The 19050-nt window shown below is 71.9% G+C and carries 13 protein-coding genes; 8 read left to right on the top strand and 5 right to left on the bottom strand.

The window, feature by feature from the left end; genetic code table 11:
• Positions 1-30 precede the first annotated feature (30 nt).
• From EAO73_RS24940 to EAO73_RS24930, 3 genes are all read left to right on the top strand, one after another.
• Complete coding sequence (locus EAO73_RS24940) at positions 31-621, top strand: lytic polysaccharide monooxygenase (protein ID WP_147973815.1); 591 nt, start codon at positions 31-33, stop codon at positions 619-621.
• A 140-nt stretch (positions 622-761) separates the two neighbouring features.
• Positions 762-1244 carry an Lrp/AsnC family transcriptional regulator gene (locus EAO73_RS24935; RefSeq protein WP_147973814.1) on the top strand — a complete coding sequence of 161 codons (483 nt, stop codon included), beginning with the start codon at positions 762-764 and terminating at the stop codon, positions 1242-1244.
• A gap of 246 nt (positions 1245-1490) precedes the next feature.
• Positions 1491-2636 carry a serine/threonine-protein kinase gene (locus EAO73_RS24930; RefSeq protein ID WP_412075192.1) on the top strand — a complete coding sequence of 382 codons (1146 nt, stop codon included), beginning with the start codon at positions 1491-1493 and terminating at the stop codon, positions 2634-2636.
• On the opposite strand, the gene EAO73_RS24925 is transcribed toward EAO73_RS24930, so the two are convergent.
• Both EAO73_RS24925 and EAO73_RS24920 read right to left on the bottom strand, forming a co-directional pair.
• Positions 2637-3629 carry an aldo/keto reductase gene (locus EAO73_RS24925; protein ID WP_147973812.1) on the bottom strand — a complete coding sequence of 331 codons (993 nt, stop codon included), beginning with the start codon at positions 3627-3629 and terminating at the stop codon, positions 2637-2639.
• Positions 3626-4549: an aldo/keto reductase gene (locus EAO73_RS24920; RefSeq protein WP_147973811.1), complete on the bottom strand. Its 924-nt coding sequence runs from the start codon at positions 4547-4549 to the stop codon at positions 3626-3628. Before EAO73_RS24920 ends, EAO73_RS24925 begins: the two co-directional genes overlap by 4 nt.
• A gap of 409 nt (positions 4550-4958) precedes the next feature.
• On the opposite strand from EAO73_RS24920, the gene EAO73_RS24915 reads away from it, so the two are divergent.
• Complete coding sequence (locus EAO73_RS24915; protein ID WP_224756434.1) at positions 4959-8456, top strand: M28 family peptidase; 3498 nt, start codon at positions 4959-4961, stop codon at positions 8454-8456.
• 68 nt (positions 8457-8524) lie between these two features.
• Here the strand turns inward: EAO73_RS24915 and EAO73_RS24910 are convergent, their stop codons facing one another.
• Positions 8525-10012: a helix-turn-helix domain-containing protein gene (locus EAO73_RS24910; protein WP_147973810.1), complete on the bottom strand. Its 1488-nt coding sequence runs from the start codon at positions 10010-10012 to the stop codon at positions 8525-8527.
• Positions 10013-10476: 464 nt separating this feature from the next.
• On the opposite strand from EAO73_RS24910, the gene EAO73_RS24905 reads away from it, so the two are divergent.
• Positions 10477-12660: a discoidin domain-containing protein gene (locus EAO73_RS24905; RefSeq protein ID WP_147973809.1), complete on the top strand. Its 2184-nt coding sequence runs from the start codon at positions 10477-10479 to the stop codon at positions 12658-12660.
• An 81-nt stretch (positions 12661-12741) separates the two neighbouring features.
• Here EAO73_RS24905 and EAO73_RS24900 read toward each other — a convergent pair whose 3' ends face one another.
• Entirely contained in the window at positions 12742-15348 is a 2607-nt protein-coding gene (locus EAO73_RS24900) for a SpoIIE family protein phosphatase (RefSeq protein ID WP_224756433.1), read from the bottom strand.
• Positions 15349-15692: 344 nt separating this feature from the next.
• On the opposite strand from EAO73_RS24900, the gene EAO73_RS24895 reads away from it, so the two are divergent.
• Together EAO73_RS24895 and EAO73_RS24890 are read left to right on the top strand one after the other, a co-directional pair.
• A complete protein-coding gene (locus tag EAO73_RS24895) occupies positions 15693-16178 on the top strand; it encodes a potassium channel family protein (protein WP_147973808.1) in 486 nt (161 codons plus the stop codon).
• 371 nt (positions 16179-16549) lie between these two features.
• Positions 16550-17872, top strand: coding sequence for a geranylgeranyl reductase family protein (locus EAO73_RS24890; RefSeq protein WP_191134210.1), 1323 nt, complete (start codon positions 16550-16552; stop codon positions 17870-17872).
• 15 nt (positions 17873-17887) lie between these two features.
• Here EAO73_RS24890 and EAO73_RS24885 read toward each other — a convergent pair whose 3' ends face one another.
• On the bottom strand, positions 17888-18103 hold the full coding sequence (locus EAO73_RS24885) for a DUF6059 family protein (RefSeq protein WP_147973806.1): 216 nt from the start codon (positions 18101-18103) through the stop codon (positions 17888-17890).
• A 173-nt stretch (positions 18104-18276) separates the two neighbouring features.
• On the opposite strand from EAO73_RS24885, the gene EAO73_RS24880 reads away from it, so the two are divergent.
• Positions 18277-19050, top strand: a complete 774-nt coding sequence (locus tag EAO73_RS24880) for an AfsR/SARP family transcriptional regulator (RefSeq protein WP_147973805.1) — start codon at positions 18277-18279, stop codon at positions 19048-19050.

Raw genomic sequence — 19050 nt, 5'->3', positions numbered from 1 at the left:
GACATCACCCCACATCTCCAGGAGCGACGGATGCGCAGAAAGATCACTTCGTTACTGACCGGGCTCGGGCTCGCCGGGGCGGCCCTGCTGGCCACCTCCGCCCCCGCCCAGAGCCACGGCTACACCGACTCCCCCATCAGCCGTCAGCAGCTCTGCGGCATCGGCACCGTCAAGCACTGCGGGCAGATCCAGTGGGAGCCGCCGAGCGTCGAGGGCCCCAAGGGCTTCCCCACCCGCGGCCCGGCCGACGGCCACATCTGCTCGGGCGGCATCGGCCGCTTCTCCGAGCTCGACGACCCGCGCGGCGGCGCCTGGCCCGCCACCAAGGTCACCGCCAACCAGAGCTACACCTTCAACTGGCGGATCGAGGCGCGTCACGCCACGACCGACTTCCGCTACTACATCACCAAGGACGGCTACGACCCCACGAAGCCCCTCACCCGGGCCGACCTGGACCCGCAGCCGTTCCTCACCGTGCCGTTCGGCGGCAGGCTGCCGGGCTCGACGGTGACCCACTCGGGCGTGCTGCCGCAGAAGTCGGGCAAGCACCTGATCCTCGGCGTGTGGACGATCGCCGACACCGGCAACGCCTTCTACGCCTGCTCCGACGTGCAGTTCTGACCGTCCCGGCCGTGCCCCGCGCCACCCGCCCGTGCGCGGGGCACATCCGTCCGCGACGGCGGCCGGGCGACCGGGCCCGGCCCGATGCCGTTGATACAGTCGCTGGCCCCCGAAGGACGCACGAAAGAGGCCGGCGAAGCATGGCGGTGGACGCACTCGACACCCGTATCCTGCGGCTGCTCATCGAACAGCCGCAGACGAGCGTGCGCGAGTACGCACGCATCCTGTCCATCGCCCGGGGCACCCTCCAGGCGCGGATCGACCGGCTGGAACGGGACGGCGTGATCACCGGGAGCGGCCCCTTCCTCTCGCCCGCCGCGCTCGGCCACCCCGTCCTCGCGTTCGTGCACCTGGAGGTCACCCAGGGCCATCTCGACGAGGTCGGTGACGCGCTCGCCGCCGTGCCGGAGATCGTCGAGGCCTTCTCGACGACGGGCGGCGGCGACCTGCTGACCAGGGTGGTCGCCCGGGACAACGGGCACCTGGAGGACGTCATCCAGCGGCTCATCCGGCTGCCCGGCGTGGTCAGGACCCGGACCGAGGTGGCGCTGCGCGAACGCGTACCGCACCGGCTGCTGCCCCTGGTCGAATCGCTGGGCCGGCCGGTCGCGGGCGGCCGTTGACGGCCGACGGTCGTACGGGGTCCGCGCGCCGGATATCCTGATCTTGCCGCGCTCCCCCACCCCGCCCTCGCCSSGGCGAGGCCGCCGCCGCGGCAGTCGAAGCGGCCCTCGGTCCGGGCCGCGCGGGAGGTCCTGGGGGCGGGCCCGGCCATGTTCGGCAGGACACCCCCCAGCTATCGAGATAGGTGTGCACAGGTGCTGGTTGCTGGTCGGTACCGGCTGATATCCGCGATCGGCCGGGGTGGGATGGGTGAGGTCTGGCGCGCAACCGACGAAGTCCTCGGCCGCGCCGTCGCGGTCAAGCTGCTGCTGGGGGAACACGCCGACGAGTCGGCCACCGCCAGGTTCCGTCTGGAGGCTCAGACGGCCGCCCGTCTGAGCCACCCTCACCTGGTGGCCGTCTTCGACTTCGGGGCGTGGGAGGACCGGCTCTTCCTCGTGATGGAGCTCGTCGAGGGCCGCAGTCTGGCGGACCTGCTGCTGGCTCAGGAACGGCTGGGTCCCGAACAGGCCGCCCACATCGCCGGCCAGGCGGCCGCCGGTCTCGCCGCGGCGCACCGACAGGGCATCGTCCACCGCGACATCAAGCCCGGAAACCTGATGCTGGACGGCGAAGGCACCGTCAAGATCGGCGACTTCGGCATCGCGCAGTTCGTCGACGACCCGTCCGCCGCGCTGACGACGACGGGCCACATCGTCGGTACGAGCCTCTACCTCGCCCCGGAACGGGCGCTCGGCCGTACGGCCGACGCCGCGTCCGACATGTACTCACTGGGCTGTGTCATCTACCAACTGCTGCTCGGCCAGCCGCCGTTCCGCTCTGACACCGCCACCGCCACGCTCTACCAGCACGTGGACACACCGCCGGTGCCGCTGCGTCAGCGCGGCGTGGACGTCTCCGCCGCCTTCGACACGTATCTCCTCGGCCTGCTGGCCAAGCAGCCGGAGGACCGGCCCACCGCCCAGCAGGTCGCCGACTGGTTCCACAGCGACGCCTGGCGCGGCCGGGCCGAGCCGCTGCCGCTGCACCGTCCGGCGCCCGCGCAGCCACCGCAGCCCGCACCCTTCGCCGCCGCGCCGGTCCCGCGTCCCGGGACGGACCCCGCCGCGCCGACCACGTACCGGCTGCCGCAGGCCCCCGCCGCGCACGGCCACGGGCAGGGACAGGGGCACGGGCGGCGCGCGGCGGCCCGGACCGCGAAACCCAAGCGGCGCACCGCGGGTGAGGCGATCCGGCGCCGGCCCCGGGTGGCCAGCGCCATCGCGGGCGCCATCGCCTTCCTGGCGGCCGTGTTCCTGGGGATGAGCCTGTTCTCCCCCGACACCGGCTCGGCCACCACGCCGGACGGCACGACGACGACCGCGCCCTCGGCCCCCGGGGCCGGCCGGTAACTACCAGCGGTCGTGCACCGCCGCGCGGAACCGGCGGTCGTACAGGTCGCGCACCGCGTCCAGCGTGCTCTGCGGCAGCGGGTCGAGCGCGGCGGCCGCGGCGTTGGCCCGTGCCTGCTCCGTCGAGCGCGCGCCCGGGATGACGCTGGTGACGCCGGGCTGCTGGATGATCCAGCGCAGCGCCGTCTGGGCCGAGGTCGCGCCCTCGGGGGCGAGCGCGGCGAACTCGGCGGCGGCCGCCACACCGGTCCCGTAGTCCACGCCGGAGAAGGTCTCGCCCTGGTCGAACGCTTCGCCGTGCCGGTTGTACGTGCGGTGGTCCCCGGGCGCGAAGACGGTGTCGGCGGTGTACTTGCCCGACAGCAGCCCGGAAGCCAGCGGCACTCGGGCGATGATGCCGACCCCGGCCTCCCGCGCCGCCGGCAGGACCTCGTCCAGCGGCTTGAGACGGAACGGGTTGAGGATGATCTGGACGCTCGCGACGCCCGGCCGGGCGATGGCCGTCAGCGCCTCGGCGCACGTCTCGACACTGACCGCGTAGGCCGCGATCCGCCGCTCGGCGACGAGCGTGTCCAGCGCGTCGTACACCTCGTCGCGGGAGTAGACGGGGGTGGGCGGGCAGTGCAGCTGGACGAGGTCGAGCGTGTCGACGCCGAGGTTGGCGCGGGAACGGTCGTTCCAGGCGCGGAAGTTGTCCAGGGTGTAGTTCTCCGGCACCTGGTCGGCGCGGCGGCCCATCTTCGTCGCGACGAAGACCCCGGCGTCGGGCCGTTCCTTGAGGTAGCGGCCGATGAGCTGTTCGCTCCGGCCGTCCCCGTACACGTCCGCCGTGTCGAAGAAGGTGACCCCCGATTCGACGGCCGCGTCGAGCACCCCGAGGGCGTCCGCCTCGCGGACGTCGCCCCAGTCCCCGCCGAGTTGCCAGGTGCCCTGTCCGACGACCGATACGTTCCGTCCGGTCCTGCCCAGTTCGCGCTGCTCCATGAGGATCATGCTACGTCCGCTCCGGCGGGCTGCCCGAGAGCGGTGAGGCGCGCCATCTCCTCGTCGGTGAGTCGCAGGGCGCCCGCCGCCACGTTGGCCTCCAGATGGGCCGGATTGCCGGTGCCGGGGATCGCCAGGACGTGCGGGCCGTTCTGGAGCGTCCAGGCCAGCCGGACCTGGGCGGGTGAGGCGTCGTGGGCGCGGGCGATGCCGAGCAGCGTCTCGTGCTCGGCGGCGCCGGTCCCGGACTCACGGCCGGCGCCCGCGATGGCATAGAACGGGACGAAGGCGATGCCGAGTTCACCGCACATGCGCATGACCTCCCGGGAGCCGGCGCGCCGCTCGCCTATGCCGTAGGGGTTCTGCACGCAGACGACCGGTGCGATGGCCAAGGCCTCGGTGATCTGCTCAGGCCGGACGTTGGAGAGGCCGAGGTGGCGGATGAGCCCTTCCTCGCGGAGTTCGGCCAGGGCGCCGAAGAGGTCGGCGACGGATCGGTTCTCGTTCATCCGGAGGTTCACCACGTCGAGGTGGTCGAGGCCGAGCTGACGGATGTTCTCCTGGACCTGGCCGCGCAGCTGCTCGGGGCTGGCCCAGTCGGTCCAGTCGCCGCTGGGGTCGCGGCCGGGGCCGACCTTGGTGGTGATGACGAGGTCGTCCGGGTAGGGGCCGAGGGCCCGGTTGATCAGCTCGTTGGCGGAGCGCAGGGGTGAGAAGTAGAAGGCCGCCGTGTCGATGTGGTTCACGCCCAGCTCCACGGCGCGGCGCAGCACCGCGACCGCCCGGTCCCGGTCGTGCGGGGTGCGCTCGTTACTGAACGCCGCGCCGTTCTGGGTCAGCCGCATGGCGCCGAAGCCGATGCGATTGACGGTCAGATCACCGAGCCGCCAGGTTCCGGCGGCCGCTGCGGTGAGGGAGTACGAGGTCAAGGCTGGTGCCTTCCTTGTGTGTGGGAGACGAGGAGAGGAGTGCCGTATGAGGGTGAGCCAGCGGTACTTGTGCGCAGGCCTGTTGAGTGATACGCTCGCCTCGACAGTTGCGTGTGGATCACCTGTTGGTGAGAGTGCAGGATACCGTCCGCCTCCCCGCCTGTCCATCCCCCTTTTTCGCATGCGCGCGGGCTCCCGTGCGCCCCGCGACGCCTCCGGACGACTTGACGAGACTTGCCAACTCCCCGGCGGGCCAACGCAGTTCGTTGACGGGGCCATGACCGCGTGTGAGTGTTCGGTCGCTCGATCACGGACACCACCCGTCGGACGGCCGCGCCGGCCGCACGGGCGGGCGCGTCTCCCCACGCCGCTGCCCGTGACCGGGCTCCCCACGAAACGAGGAGCCTCGATGAAACGCAGACCGTTGACGGCCGGGACAACCCTGGCCGTCCTCGCCGGAATGCTGGTCGCCGTCAGCGGCCAGCCGGCCTCCGCGGAACCCACACCGCCGCCGGCCCCCAAGGCACTCACCGCCGCCGTCTCGGCCGCCGACAAGGCGGCCGCCAGCGGGCTCGACACCCTGGCCAAGGGCCCGGAGGAGCGCTACGAGCGCCGGATGGTCACCCCGTGGGTCAACGGCCTCTACTCCGTCGCGTACGAGCGCACCTACCGCGGCCTGCCCGTGGTGGGCGGGGACGCCGTCGTGGTGGCCGACTCCAAGGGGCGGGTGCGCGGCTCGCAGTCGGCCGTCTCGCGGCGCATCAACGTGCCCACCACCGCGACGGTCTCCGCGAAGAAGGCCGAGGCCACCTCGCGCAAGCAGCTGCGTACGGTGAACGAGGTCGAGAGCCACCGGCTCGTCGTGCGGGCCACCGGCACGCGCTCGCGGCTCGCCTGGGAGACCGTGCTGACCGGCCGGACCGCGAAGGCGCCGAGCCGGATGCACGTCTTCGTCGACGCGGGCACCGGCGCGGTCATCGACAGCTATGACGACGTCAAGGCCGGCACCGGCAACAGCCAGTGGAACGGGCCCTCCCCGCTCTCCATCGACACCACCTCCTCCGGCGGCAGTTACTCACTCCGCGACCCGAACCGCCCCGGACTGAGCTGCGCCGACTACAGCACCGGAAGCGTCTTCACCAAGTCCTCGGACTCCTGGGGCACCGGCAACGCGTCCAGCAAGGAGACCGGCTGCGTCGACGTCATGTGGGCCGCCCAGCACGAGTGGAACATGCTGCGCGACTGGCTCGGGCGCAACGGCCACGACGGCAACGGCCGCAGCTGGCCGGTCAAGGTGGGCCTCAACGACGTCAACGCGTACTGGGACGGCTCCACGGTCTCGATCGGGCACAACCAGGCCAACCAGTGGATCGGCGCGATGGACGTCGTGGGCCACGAGTTCGGCCACGGCATCGACCAGTACACCCCGGGCGGCGCCAACAACGAGTCCGGCCTCGGCGAGGCCACCGGCGACATCATGGGCGCGCTGACCGAGGCGTACACCAACGAGCCCTCCCCGTACGACGACCCGGACTACACCGTCGGCGAGAAGATCAACCTCGTCGGCAACGGGCCGATCCGGATCATGTACAACCCCGGTCAGATCGGCGACCCCAACTGCTACAGCTCCTCCATACCCAACACCGAGGAGCACGCGGCGGCCGGGCCCCTCAACCACTGGTTCTACCTGCTCGCCGAGGGCTCGAACCCCGGCGGCGGCAAGCCCACCAGCCCCACCTGCAACAGCTCCACGGTGACCGGTGTCGGCATCCAGAGCGCCGGCAAGGTGTTCTACGGCGGCATGCTCCTCAAGACCAGCGGGATGACGTACAAGCGCTACCGCACGGCCACCCTCACCGCGGCCAAGAACCTCGATGCCACCTGTGTGCTGTACAACCGCGCGAAGGCGGCGTGGGACGCGGTCAGCGTGCCCGCGCAGAGCGGTGACCCGACCTGCTCGCCCAGCGGCAACAACGACTTCTCCATGTCCCTCGACCCGGCGTCCGGCTCGGTGAAACCCGGCAGCTCGGTGACGTCCACCGTCCGTACGACGGTCTCCTCCGGCAGCGCCCAGACGGTGAACCTGTCCGCGAGCGGCCTGCCCGCCGGTGTGAGCGTCTCCTTCAGCCCCTCCTCGGTGCAGTCCGGCGCCACGTCCACGATGACGGTGTCGACGACGTCGGCCGCCACCCCCGGCTCGTACACCTTCACGGTGAAGGGCGCGGGCACCCAGGAGCACACCGCCCAGTACACGCTGACCGTCAATGACGGCGGCGGCAACCCCGGCGGCACCGCACCCGACATCAGCGTCGCCAACGTGCAGGCGCACCTCGCACAGTTCAACACCCTCGCCTCGCAGAACGGCGGCAACCGGCGGGCCGGCAGCAGCGGCTACACCGCCTCGCTCAATTACGTGAAGGGCAAGCTCCAGGCGGCCGGCTACACCGTCAGTGAGCAGACCTGCACCACGTGCACCTACTCCGGCAAGAACCTCATCGCGGACTGGCCCGGCGGCCCCGCCGACAGCACCGTGATGTTCGGCGCCCACCTGGACAGCGTCTCCGCCGGGCCCGGGATCAACGACAACGGCTCCGGCTCCGCGACCCTGCTGGAGAACGCGCTCGCCCTGGCCCAGCAGAACCCGACCATGACCAAGCACGTCCGGTTCGCCTGGTGGAACGGCGAGGAGCAGGGCCTCCAGGGCTCCAAGTACTACGTCAGCCAGCTGAGTTCGGCCCAGCGCAGCGCCATCACCGCCTACTACAACTTCGACATGGTCGCCTCGGTCAACGGCGGCTACTTCATCAACAACCTCAACTCGGCCGCCTCAGCGCCGATGAAGGAGTACTGGACCTCCCTCGGGCTCGCCCCGGAGGAGAACGTGGAGGGCCAGGGGCGCTCCGACGACTACTCGTTCCAGCAGGGCGGGATCGCCACCTCGGGCTACGCGACCGGTGCCAGTGACACCAAGACCTCGGCCCAGGCGACCAAGTGGGGCGGCACCGCGGGCCGTTCGTACGACCCCTGCTACCACCAGTCCTGCGACACCACCTCCAACATCAACGCCACCGCACTCGACCGCAGCGCCGACGGGGTCGCCTACACGGTGTGGAAGACAGCGGTCGGCTCCACCGCTCCCGCCGACGACTTCTCCGTCTCGGTGAACCCGGTCTCCGGCAGCGTCCAGCCGGGCGGCTCGGTCACCGCGACCGTCTCCACGGCCACCACCAGCGGCTCCGCGCAGAGCGTGCGGCTGACGGCGTCCGGTGCGCCGAGCGGTGTCACCGTCTCGTTCTCGCCCACCTCCGTCCAGTCGGGGTCCTCGGCCACGATGACCGTCTCCGCCGGCTCCCAGGCCGCGGCGGGTACGTACACGCTCACCGTGACCGGCAGCGGCACCGCCACCCACACCACCACGTATTCGCTCGTGGTCGGTGGCGGCGGCACCTGCCAGGCGCGCCAGGTCGTGGCCAACGGCGGGTTCGAGAACGGGACCGCGCCCTGGACCCAGACCGACGGCGTCATCAACAACCGGACCTCCGAGAAGCCCGCGCACAGCGGCTCCTACCAGGCCTGGTTCGGCGGCTGGGGCAGCACCCACAGCGACACCGCCACCCAGTCGCTGACGGTGCCCTCGGGCTGTGCGACGTACCGGCTGTCGTTCTATCTGCGCACCGACACCGCAGAGACGCCCGACGGGAACGCGTACGACACGTTCACCGTCAAGCTCGGGTCGCGGACGCTGGCCACGTACTCGAACCTCGACGCCACCAACAGCTATGCGCTGAAGACCTTCGACGTCTCGTCGGCCGCCGGGCAGACGGTGACGCTGGGCTTCACCAGCAAGGAGGACGCCTATCTGCAGACCAGCTTCGTCCTGGACGATGTCGCCCTCGATGTGAGCTGACCCGGTCGCACGGGTGAGAGGGGGCGGGACGTGTCCGACACGTCCCGCCCCCGCCGTTCGCCGCGTCCTCAGCGGACGACGGCGGCCAGCCTGCGGACGAAGTCGTCGATCTCGGCCCGGTCGCCGGTGCGGCCGGCCAGTCTGTTGTGCAACCCGCGCAGTTCCTGGCCGAGCAGGGTCCGGGGGTGCACCTCGGTGCTGTCCAGGAGGTGCCCGGCGACGGCCGACGCCGCGACCGGCTCCCCCGCGCAGACGTACGCGTCGGCCGTCCGGGCCAGGAACAGCATGCGGGCCGAGCGCATGCCGGGCGGCAGCAGCCTGGTCGCGGTGCCGATCGCGTCGAGGGCGCGGAACGCGAGGCGGCGCTCCCCCGTCGCGGCGGCGAGATCGCGCAGCGCACCGGCGGCGCCCGACTCGGTCCGCAGCCGCAGGGAGGCCACGGACAGCCAGGGCGCCTCCGCCTCGTCCCGCTCACCGGCCAGGTCGGCCTGCGACCGGGCCCGGCCGATGTGGTGGAGCGTGCGTTCGGTGTCGCCGCGGACGGCATGGCCGCGGGCCTGGTAGAGATCGCCCAGGGCACCGGCCCAGAGCCGGCCGGCCGCGGCCCCGTGTATGGCCTCGCCGTACGCGAGCGCCGAGGCGCCGTCGCCCTCCTGCCGGGCCAGGGTGCTCATGTCGCCGAGCGCCGCCACCCGGGCACCGGTGTGCCCGGCCATGGACGCCCACAGCAGTGACCGGTCGAGCCAGGCCATCGCCGTGCCGTTGCGCCCCCACAGCAGCCGGAGGCTTCCCGCCGACTGGGCGTACTCGGCGGCCAGCGGCGCGAGTTGTTGCTGATAGGGGGCGGCCGGGAGGTCCATCCAGCGGAGCATGGCGTGCAGGGTGCGCTCGACCACGGCGGTCGCCCCCGGCCAGGCCTGCTCGTCGTCGGCGCGCAGGCAGACCGCGAGCAGCGCGGTGAGTGCGTGCAGGGTGTCGGTGTCCAGGGCCGGACGGTACGCGGTGTCGGGGCCCAGGGAGCAGAACCGCGTGTGCAGGGCGGCCACATCGGCGAGCGCGGGGACCGCGCAGCCGTCCCCGCCGTGCAGCGGGCAGACCACGCCGTACGCGGGCAGCCGCCGGGGCAGGACGGCTCCGGGCGGGAGCATCGCCGTGAGCGCTCCGCCGACGGGTTCGCCGGGCAGCGGGCCCTGCCGGACCGGGGCCGGCGGCGGTATCGGAGCGACGGGGGCCGGCGCCGTCGGCTCCCCCGTCTCGGCCCGCTCTCCCGCCTCGGCCCGTTCGGCCTCCTCCACCCGTTCGGCCTCCTCGCATGCGGCCACGAGGTCACCCTCGGACCCCAGCAGGTGGTCCAGGCGGCGGGCCAGCGGCAGCGGGGTCCTGCGGCTGCCGTGTTCGAGTTTGCTGATGGCGGTGTGGTCGTAGCCGACCCGGGCGCCCACCTGGGCCTGGGTGAGACCGGCCCGCCTGCGCCAGTGCCGCAGCCGGGCGCCGAAGACGCGCCAGGCCCCTACGGTCCGGGCGCCCGCCGGTGCGGGGCCCGTCACCTCGGTCACCCGCGGCCTCGTCGTGCCTGGTCAGCGCCGCGTCGGGCGCCACGCTCACGGCTCATGCACCGGAGGATAGCGAGGGCCCCGGGCCGCTGTCCCCGGGGCGGGGACAACATGTCCGGTAACAGGCGCGGCCGTGCGCGCCGGACGGATCCGCGTGTCCTCGCCACGCGCGCGGTGATTGCGGTGGCAACGACCCGCACCGCCTCGCCCACTCCCCGTAGGCACCCTGTCATCACCTGAACCGACGTTGCGTCAGTTCATCGGTGCCGACGCCGTCAAGACAGCATCAACGCGGACACTCGTGAGCTTTCCGTCGTCAAGTGTTGTTCACACGGCCACTTCAACAAGCAGGCGGTGCACACCTATTGACGTGTCGGGAGCTAGGGGAGAAGTATCCCCTCAGCCGGAGAGAGCGCTCTCCGGCTTCGTGTCGTGCACCCGTTCCGCGACTCAGGAGACAAGCCCCCATGTATGGACCCCCCTCGCTCCGCAGACCCGCACCTTCGTCCGGAAGAAGACGTACCGGCGTACTGGCCGCCGTCGCCGGTCTCGTCGTCTCGCTCCTCGCCTTCGTACCCTCCACCTCGGCCGTCGCCGCGCCCTCCCTGCTCTCGCAGGGCAAGACCGTGACGACGTCCAGCCAGGAGGGCGCCGGTACCCCCGCCACGGCCGCCGTCGACGGCGACAACGGCACCCGCTGGTCGAGCGCGTTCTCCGACCCGCAGTGGATCAAGGTCGACCTGGGCACCTCCGCCTCGGTCAGCCAGATCGCGCTGAAGTGGGAGGCCGCTTACGCCAAGAGCTACAAGATCGAGTTCTCCACGGACAACAACACCTGGAGCACGGCCTACTCGACCACCACGGGCCCCGGCGGCAACGAGACGCTGAACGTCTCCGGCACCGCCCGGTACGTCCGCCTCACCGGCACCGCCCGCGCCACCCAGTACGGCTACTCGCTCTGGGAGTTCCAGGTGTTCGGCACCACCGGCGGCGACGGCGGCCCGCAGCTTCCGGGCGGCGGCGACCTCGGCCCGAACGTCCTGGTCTTCGACCCGTCCACGCCCAACATCCAGGGCAAGGTCGACGAGATCTTCCACCAGCAGGAGTCCGCGCAGTTCGGCACCGGCCGCTACGCGCTGCTGTTCAAGCCGGGCACGTACAACAACATCAACGCGCAGATCGGCTTCTACACCTCGATCGCCGGGCTCGGACTGAAGCCCGACGACACCACGTTCAACGGGGACGTCACCGTGGACGCGGGCTGGTTCAACGGCAACGCCACGCAGAACTTCTGGCGGTCGGCCGAGAACCTGGCGCTCAACCCGGTCAACGGCACCGACCGCTGGGCCGTGTCCCAGGCCGCGCCCTTCCGCCGGATGCACGTCAAGGGCGGCCTCAACCTCGCGCCGAACGGCTACGGCTGGGCCAGTGGCGGGTACATCGCCGACAGCAAGATCGACGGCCAGGTCGGCCCGTACTCGCAGCAGCAGTGGTACACCCGCGACAGCTCCATCGGCAGCTGGGGCAACGGCGTCTGGAACATGACCTTCTCCGGCGTCGAGGGCGCACCCGCCCAGAGCTTCCCCAACCCGCCGTACACCACACTCGACAACACCCCGGTCTCCCGTGAGAAGCCGTTCCTCTACCTGGACGGCAACGACTACAAGGTGTTCGTGCCCGCCAAGCGCACCAACGCGCGCGGCGTCTCGTGGAACGGAACCCCGCAGGGTCAGTCCATCCCGCTCAGCCAGTTCTACGTCGTGAAGCCCGGCGCCTCCGCCGCCACCATCAACGCGGCCGTCCAGCAGGGCCTGCACCTGCTGTTCACCCCGGGCATCTACCACGTGAACCAGACGATCAACATCGACCGCGCCAACACGGTCGTGCTCGGGCTCGGTCTGGCCACGATCGTCCCCGACAACGGGGTCACCGCCCTCAAGGTCGGTGACGTGGACGGCGTCAAGCTCGCCGGACTCCTCATCGACGCGGGCCCGCAGAACTCCCAGGTGCTCGTCCAGGTCGGCCCCGACGGCGCCTCCGCGAGCCACGCGGCCAACCCGACCAGCGTCCAGGACGTGTTCGTCCGGGTCGGCGGCGCCGGTGCCGGCAAGGCGACCACGGGCATGGTCATCAACAGCAACGACACGATCGTCGACCACACCTGGCTCTGGCGCGCCGACCACGGCGAAGGCATCGGCTGGGAGACCAACCGCGCCGACTACGGCCTCCAGGTCAACGGCGACAACGTCCTGGCCACCGGACTCTTCGTCGAACACTTCAACAAGTACGACGTCCGCTGGTCCGGCGAGAACGGCAAGACCATCTTCTTCCAGAACGAGAAGGCCTACGACGCGCCCAACCAGGCGGCCGTCCAGAACGGTGACATCAAGGGATACGCCGCCTACAAGGTGGACGACTCCGTCACCACGCACGAGGGCTGGGGACTCGGCAGCTACTGCTACTTCAACGTCGACCCCAGCATCCGCCAGGACCACGGCTTCGAAGCCCCGGTCAAGTCCGGCGTGAAGTTCCACGACCTGCTCGTCGTCTCCCTCGGCGGCCAGGGCCAGTACAACCACGTCATCAACAACACCGGCTCGCCCACGTCCGGAACCTCCACCGTTCCGTCGAACGTGGTGTCGTTCCCGTAAGGGGCTGCCGGTGACAGCCGGCGTCCGAGATGAGTGAGCGGCGTGGGGCCCGGCGGTGTGCCGGGCCCCACGTCGTTGTGGTCACAGCGGCCATTCGGCCGAGGGGGGCGGGCCTCCGAGCGTCTGCTCGGACCAGATGACCTTGCCCCGGTCGGTGTATCTGGCCCCCCAGCGCTGGGCGAACTGGGCGACCAGGAACAGGCCCCGGCCGCCCTCGTCCGTCGTGGCGGCGTAGCGCAGGTGCGGGGAGGTGCTGCTGCAGTCGGACACCTCGCAGATCAGGGACCGGTCGTGCAGCAGCCGGACCTTGATGGGCTCGGAGCCGTAGCGGATGGCGTTGGTGACAAGTTCGCTCAGGATGAGTTCGGTGACGAACCCCTCCTCGTCCAGCCCCTGGTCGGACAGCCAGCGGATGGCCTGCTTGCGGACACCGGCGACGGCCGCGGGGTCCGGGGGGACCTCCCACTGCACGCGCCGGGCCGGGTCCAGGGTGCGGGTCCGGGCGACCAGCAGGGCCACGTCGTCGCCGGGGCGGCTGGGCAGCAGGGCCTCCAGCACGTCGTCGCAGGTCTCCTCCGGCGTGCGGTCGCGCTCGGCGAGCGAGCGGCGCAGCAGCTCCATGCCGTCGTCGATGTCCCGGTCACGGCGCTCCACCAGACCGTCCGTGTACATGACCAGACGGCTGCCCTCGGGCACCTCCAGCTCGGTCATCTCGAAGGGCATCCCGCCGATGCCGAGGGGCAGCCCGGCCGGGATGTCCGGGAAGCTCACCGTGCCGTCGGGCAGGACGAGCGCGGGCCCGGGGTGGCCGGCCCGCGCGACCGTGCAGCGGCCGGACACGGCGTCGTAGATCGCGTACAGGCAGGTGGCACCGGTGATCGAGCCGCCGCCCGACTCCTCGTCCTGGTCCATCCTGACCACCAGTTCGTCCAGGTGGCCGAGGAGTTCGTCGGGCGCCAGGTCGAGCGTGGAGAAGTTGAGGACCGTCGTACGCAGCCGGCCCATCGTGGCCGCCGCGTGCAGCCCGTGCCCGACGACGTCGCCGACGACGAGGGCGACCCGGGCGCCGGAGAGCGGGATGACGTCGAACCAGTCGCCGCCCACGCCCGCCTGCGCCGGCAGGTAGCGGTAGGCGACGTCCAGGGCGTTCTGCTCGGGCAGGCCGCGCGGGAGGAGGCTGCGTTGCAGGGTGACGGCCATCTCGTGCTCGCGGGTGTAGCGGCGGGCGTTGTCGACGCTGACCGCGGCGCGGGCCACCAGTTCCTCGGCGAAGGACAGGTCGTCGAGGTCGAAGGGCTCCTCGTTCTCCGCGCGCCAGAAGTTGGCGATGCCGAGAATGACACCGCGGGCCCGCAGCGGGACCGAGAGCAGCGAGTGGTAGCCGAACTCCATGATGCGGGAGGCCTGTTCGGAATCGAACGCACGCCACTGCCGGGAGGCGGCCAGGTCGGAGACGATCCAGGTGTGCCCGACGCCGGTGCCGAGGCTCTCGGAGCTGGTCGGCAGGTAGCCGATGACGCGGCCGGCCGAGTGGAAGGGGTTCCCGTCGGCGGTGCGGCTGACGGCGGTGCGGCGGAGGTCCAGGGTGTCGCCCGTGGGCGGCCTCGGCTCCCCGCCGCGCAGGACGGCGTCGGCCAGGTCGACCGTCACGCAGTCGGCGAATCCCGGGGCGGCGACGTCCGCGAGTTCCTGGGCGGTGGTGGTGACGTCGAGGGTGGTCCCGATCAGGGCGCCCGCCCGGTAGAGGAGCGTCAGCCGTTCGCGTACGGTCTCGGCGCGGCCGGTGAGGGCCCGCAGTTCGGTGGTGTCGCGGAGGGTGGCGACCATGCCGGGCTGGCCTCCGCGCTCCTCGGTGGGGCGGAGGTTGACGGCGAGCAGCCGGTCCCCGGCGGGCCTCAGCTCGTCCGTGGCGACCTGTCCGGAGGCGAGCAGCTCCGTGGTGGCGGGCGCGAGCCCGAGGTCGGTCACCGCGCGGCCCTCGGCGTCCGCCGGGAGGCCGAGCAGCCGCCGGGCCTCGTCGTTGGCGAGCAGCAGCCGGTGGTCGGCGCCGATGATGAGGACGCCCTCGCGCACGGCGTGCAGGACGGCGTCGTGGTGTTCGTACATCCGGGTCATCTCGGCCGGGCCGAGGCCGCGCGTCTGGCGGCTGAGACGGCGGCCGACCAGGGCGGCGCCGGCCGCGGTGAGGGCGAGGGCGGTGATCCCGGCGCCGATGGTCAGCGGGATGCTCGGATACGCGAGCCGGTTGACGGCCTCGACCTTGATGCCGACCGCCACCAGTCCGGCCACGGAGCCGTCCCGGCGCTCGACGGGCACCAGCGAGGTAACCGCTCTGCCCCGGCTCCCCGTCACCGTGCGGGTGACCGCTTCCCCTTCGACCGCTTCCTTGTAGGGGCCGCTGATCTTCTTGCCGATGAGGGCGATGTCGCGGTGGGTGTAGCGGATGCCGTCGGTGCCGGCCACGACCACGTTCTCGACGCCGGTGCTCTGCCGGATCTCCTCGGCGCGCGGCTGGAGGATGGTCGTGGGGTCCTTGCTGTCGAGGGCCGCCGCCACGCCCGGGGCGTGGGCGAAGGTCTCCGCGACGCTCAGCGACTGAGTGCGCGCCGCGCTCATGCTGTCGCGGCGCCCCTGTACGACGAGGGCGACGACGGCTGCGGCGTCGAGCAGGATGACGATGCCGAGCATGAGGACGAAGAACTGGCCGGCGACGGTGCGGACACTGAACAGGGCGCGCAGCCGGCGCCCCGGTGAGGTCCGCTCGGGCGGCGGCCCGGAGGGCGTGCGCGTGTCACCGCCCGGGTGGCCGCCATCGTGTCGATGCGGACGCCGGGCGGAGCGGTGAAACCTAGCCCGGAATCGACCTGTACCACCCACATATCCAGGTTTAACACGGATCGTCGCAGGGCGATCGGTGTGCGGGCGCCGTCCGCGTTCCCGGCCGGGGACGGCACCGGTGCGATCGGGTGACGCCGGGCTGAGGGCGCGTGCCCCGGCCGCCGGGGCCGCCGTCGTCGCCCCATGATCCGGAAATGGTGCCTGTATTTCTGACCAAGGCGGTCGAGCTGTTGCTCGGCCGGGAGAACCGCTCGCTGCATCTCAAGGCGGCGGGCTGGGCGACGGTGCTGCTCGCCGTGACGATGCTGATCGGTTCCTGGCTGGTGGTCCTGGCCGAGCGGCACGCGCCGGACGCCACGATCACCTCGTATCCGCGGGGGCTGTGGTGGTCGGCGGAGACCGCGACGACCGTCGGTTACGGGGATCTCTTCCCGGTGACGCTGTGGGGGCGGATCGTGGCCGCCGTCGTGATGGGCGTCGGCATCACGACGTACGGGATGGTCACGGCCGCCCTGGCGACCTGGTTCGTGGGGCACGAGCAGCGGCGGCGGCACCGGCTGGCCGCCGAGGCCGAGCACGCCGCGCGCCGGATGCGGGACGACACGGAGCGGCTGCTGCACGAGCGCTTCGACCGCATCGAGCGGCTGCTCGCCGACGCGGGCCACAGGCCGCCGGACTGAGCGGCCGCGCGAGGCGCCGACGGGCCCGCGGGGGCACTGCGGGGGCGCCGGGGGACCTCCCGGGGGCCTCCGGGGGCAATGATCGCCCCGCTCGCGTGTGAACGGCCCGGCGCCGGGCATAGAACGGGATATCGACACGAGGGGGTGGCCATGGGCCGCATCAGAGTCGTCCGGCGTCCCCAGCTTCCGTCCCGGCCGCCACCGCTCGACCTGCGCACACCGTCGGGGCGCCCGCTTCCCTACTGACCGTCTCCTTACCTTCACGGTCCTTTTTCGATCACCCTCCCCCGGTGGCCCGGGAACCCGGCAGGATGTCGGTGTACAGGGCCGTCGTCCCCGGGCGGCGGCGCCCGACCGAGGAAGGGAGCCCCATGCGGGAGACGCGTGCAGAGCGGTCGCCGTCGGACGAGGAGGCCGCGCACGGCGGGGCCGAGGAGGCCCAGGTGATCGTGGTGGGCGCGGGCCCGGCCGGTTCGTCCGCCGCCTACCACCTCGCCAGGGCCGGCGTGGACGTGCTGCTCCTGGAGAAGTCCCGCTTCCCCCGCGAGAAGGTGTGCGGGGACGGTCTGACGCCGCGCGCGGTGCACCAGTTGATCCGCATGGGCGTCGACATCCAGGCCCCTGGCTGGACCCGCTCGCGGGGCATGCGCTGGGTGGCCGGTCCCCGGCAGGTGGAGATCGACTGGCCCGCGCTGGGCGGCTTCCCGGACTTCGGGCTCACCCGCAGCCGGCACGACTTCGACGACATCCTGGCCCGGCACGCCGTCGCGGCCGGTGCCCGGCTGCGCACCGGTGTGAAGGTGAAGGAGCCGGTGACCGACCGGGCGGGGCGGATCACCGGGGTGACGGCGGTGTCCGACGCGGGCACGGTGACACACCGGGCGCCCGTCGTGATCGCCGCTGACGGCGCCTCGGCCCGGATCGCCCTGGCCATGGGCCTCCAGCGGGATCCCAAGCGGCAGATCGCCACGGCCGCCCGGCGCTACTACCGCAGCCCCGAGCGGTCCCGGGAGGAGTTCCTGGAGCTGTGGGCCGACCTCCGTTTCCCGAAGAGCGACGCCTATCTGCCGGGGTACGGCTGGATCTTCCCGATGGGGGACGGCCGGGTCAACGTGGGTCTCGGTGCGCTCCCCCACCGCCGCCTCGGCAGCGCCGACCTGCGGGCGACGCTGGACCGGTGGCTGGCCCGCACTCCGGCCGAGTGGGGGCTGCGGGAGGAGAACGCGGAGGGGCCCGTGCGCAGCGCCGCCCTCCCGCTGGGCTTCAACCGCCATCCGCTGTACACCCGGGGGCTCCTCCTGGTCGGTGACTCCGGGGGCATGGTCAGCCCGTGGAACGGCGAGGGCATCGGCCAGGCCCTGGAGGCGGGCGAGGTCGCCGCGGAGACGACGGCGCTCGCGCTGGCACTGCCGGCCGGCCCGCGGCGGGAGCGGGCGCTGCGCCACTACCCGGCCGAGATGAACCGCCGCTGGGGCCGCTACTACCGGCTCGGCAACACGGCCGCCGACCTGATCTTCAGCCGGTCGGGCTTCCAGCCGGTGCTCAACCGCTATGTGATGGGTTCCCCGGCCCTGCTCAACACCCTGGCCCGGCTCCTCACCAACCTGACGGAGCACCCCTCGCGCGACGCGATCGACCATGTCCTGAACACGGCGGTCCGGCTCGTGCCCACGCCCGGCGCCCGGCGCCGCTGACCGGCTAGACACCCCCTAGGACTCGGGCATCCCGAGCAGTTGCCGTCCCCAGGCCCGCTCGGCCGCGCTGAGCGGGATCTCGGGGCACAGCCGCTCGGGGTGGCCCGGGGGCGGCCCCTCGGCGGGCTTGCCCACCTGCTCGTCGGTGGGCGGGATGTAGACCCAGATCCGACCGAAGGCGATCAATGAAGAGGCGAAGGACCGCAGATACCGGGCGAGGACGAGGCGCATGTCCCCAGCCTTCCCCTGTATGCCAAAGCCGCACCAAAGCCGGTCGCCCCCAACGCGTTTCGGCCAATCGGCATACGTACGCAGTTTCCCCGATGTGCGGACAGGCGCACTCCCTCGAAAGTGACTGGAGCCGGATAAACGAAAATCCGTTCCCCCTATCGCACGAGGTATCGATGCGCTACGAACTGCTCGGCCCCCTCCGTGTCTCCCACGACGGCCGGGGTTGCACCCTCAGCGCCCCCAAGATGGAAATGACCCTGGCCACCCTGCTCGTCGGGGCCGGACGCGTGACCACCAAGGATCAGATCATCGAGGAGCTGTGGGGGTCGGGGCCGCCCCGGCGTGCCTCGGCCGCCGTCCACGTCTACCTCTCGCAGCTGCGCAAGTTCCTCACGGCCACCGGCGGCGACGGCGGCAGCGCCATCGTCACCAAGCCGTCGGGCTATCTGATGCGGCTCGACGGAGCGGGCTACGACGTCGACGACTTCCGGACAGCCGTGCGGGAGGGCCGTGGCCTCCAGCAGGCCGGACGGTACGAGGCCGCGCTCGACGCCTTCGGGCGGGCGCTGTCCCTGGTGCGCGGCCCGGTGCTCGACGGCACGCCCGAGGGCCCGGTGCTGACCCGCTTCGCCACCTGGGTCGAGGAGGAACGGCTCGCCTGCCTGGAGCTGTCCGTCGAGGCCAGTACGGCGCTCGGCCGGCACCGGGAGGTCATCGGCCTGCTGAACACGCTCACCGCCGAATATCCGCTGCGGGAGTCCTTCTACCGCCAGCTGATGCTGGTCCTGTACCGCTCGGAGCGGCAGGCGGAGGCGTTGCAGGTCTACCGCTCGGCGCAGCGCGTCCTGAGGTCCGAACTGGGCCTGGAGCCCTGCCGGTCGCTACGCCGGCTGCACCAGGCGATCCTCACGTCGGACCGGCTCCTCGACCTGCCGATGGCGAGCTGA

The organism is Streptomyces sp. col6 (genome assembly GCF_008042035.1).
Taxonomy (GTDB): domain Bacteria; phylum Actinomycetota; class Actinomycetes; order Streptomycetales; family Streptomycetaceae; genus Streptomyces.
The sequence above is the reverse complement of the archived record's forward strand: the minus strand, read 5'-3'. Positions and strand labels throughout refer to the sequence as shown.

Excerpts from the sequence above, each read along its gene's own strand:
- EAO73_RS24915 (WP_224756434.1), top strand. The coding sequence starts at position 4,959 with ATGAAACGCAGACCGTTGACGGCCGGGACAACCCTGGCCGTCCTCGCC.
- EAO73_RS24930 (WP_412075192.1), top strand. The coding sequence starts at position 1,491 with ATGGGTGAGGTCTGGCGCGCAACCGACGAAGTCCTCGGCCGCGCCGTC.
- EAO73_RS24925 (WP_147973812.1), bottom strand. The coding sequence starts at position 3,629 with ATGATCCTCATGGAGCAGCGCGAACTGGGCAGGACCGGACGGAACGTA.
- EAO73_RS24880 (WP_147973805.1), top strand. The coding sequence starts at position 18,277 with ATGCGCTACGAACTGCTCGGCCCCCTCCGTGTCTCCCACGACGGCCGG.
- EAO73_RS24905 (WP_147973809.1), top strand. The coding sequence starts at position 10,477 with ATGTATGGACCCCCCTCGCTCCGCAGACCCGCACCTTCGTCCGGAAGA.
- EAO73_RS24895 (WP_147973808.1), top strand. The coding sequence starts at position 15,693 with ATGGTGCCTGTATTTCTGACCAAGGCGGTCGAGCTGTTGCTCGGCCGG.
- EAO73_RS24890 (WP_191134210.1), top strand. The coding sequence starts at position 16,550 with ATGCGGGAGACGCGTGCAGAGCGGTCGCCGTCGGACGAGGAGGCCGCG.
- EAO73_RS24940 (WP_147973815.1), top strand. The coding sequence starts at position 31 with ATGCGCAGAAAGATCACTTCGTTACTGACCGGGCTCGGGCTCGCCGGG.
- EAO73_RS24885 (WP_147973806.1), bottom strand. The coding sequence starts at position 18,103 with ATGCGCCTCGTCCTCGCCCGGTATCTGCGGTCCTTCGCCTCTTCATTG.
- EAO73_RS24935 (WP_147973814.1), top strand. The coding sequence starts at position 762 with ATGGCGGTGGACGCACTCGACACCCGTATCCTGCGGCTGCTCATCGAA.
- EAO73_RS24900 (WP_224756433.1), bottom strand. The coding sequence starts at position 15,348 with ATGCTCGGCATCGTCATCCTGCTCGACGCCGCAGCCGTCGTCGCCCTC.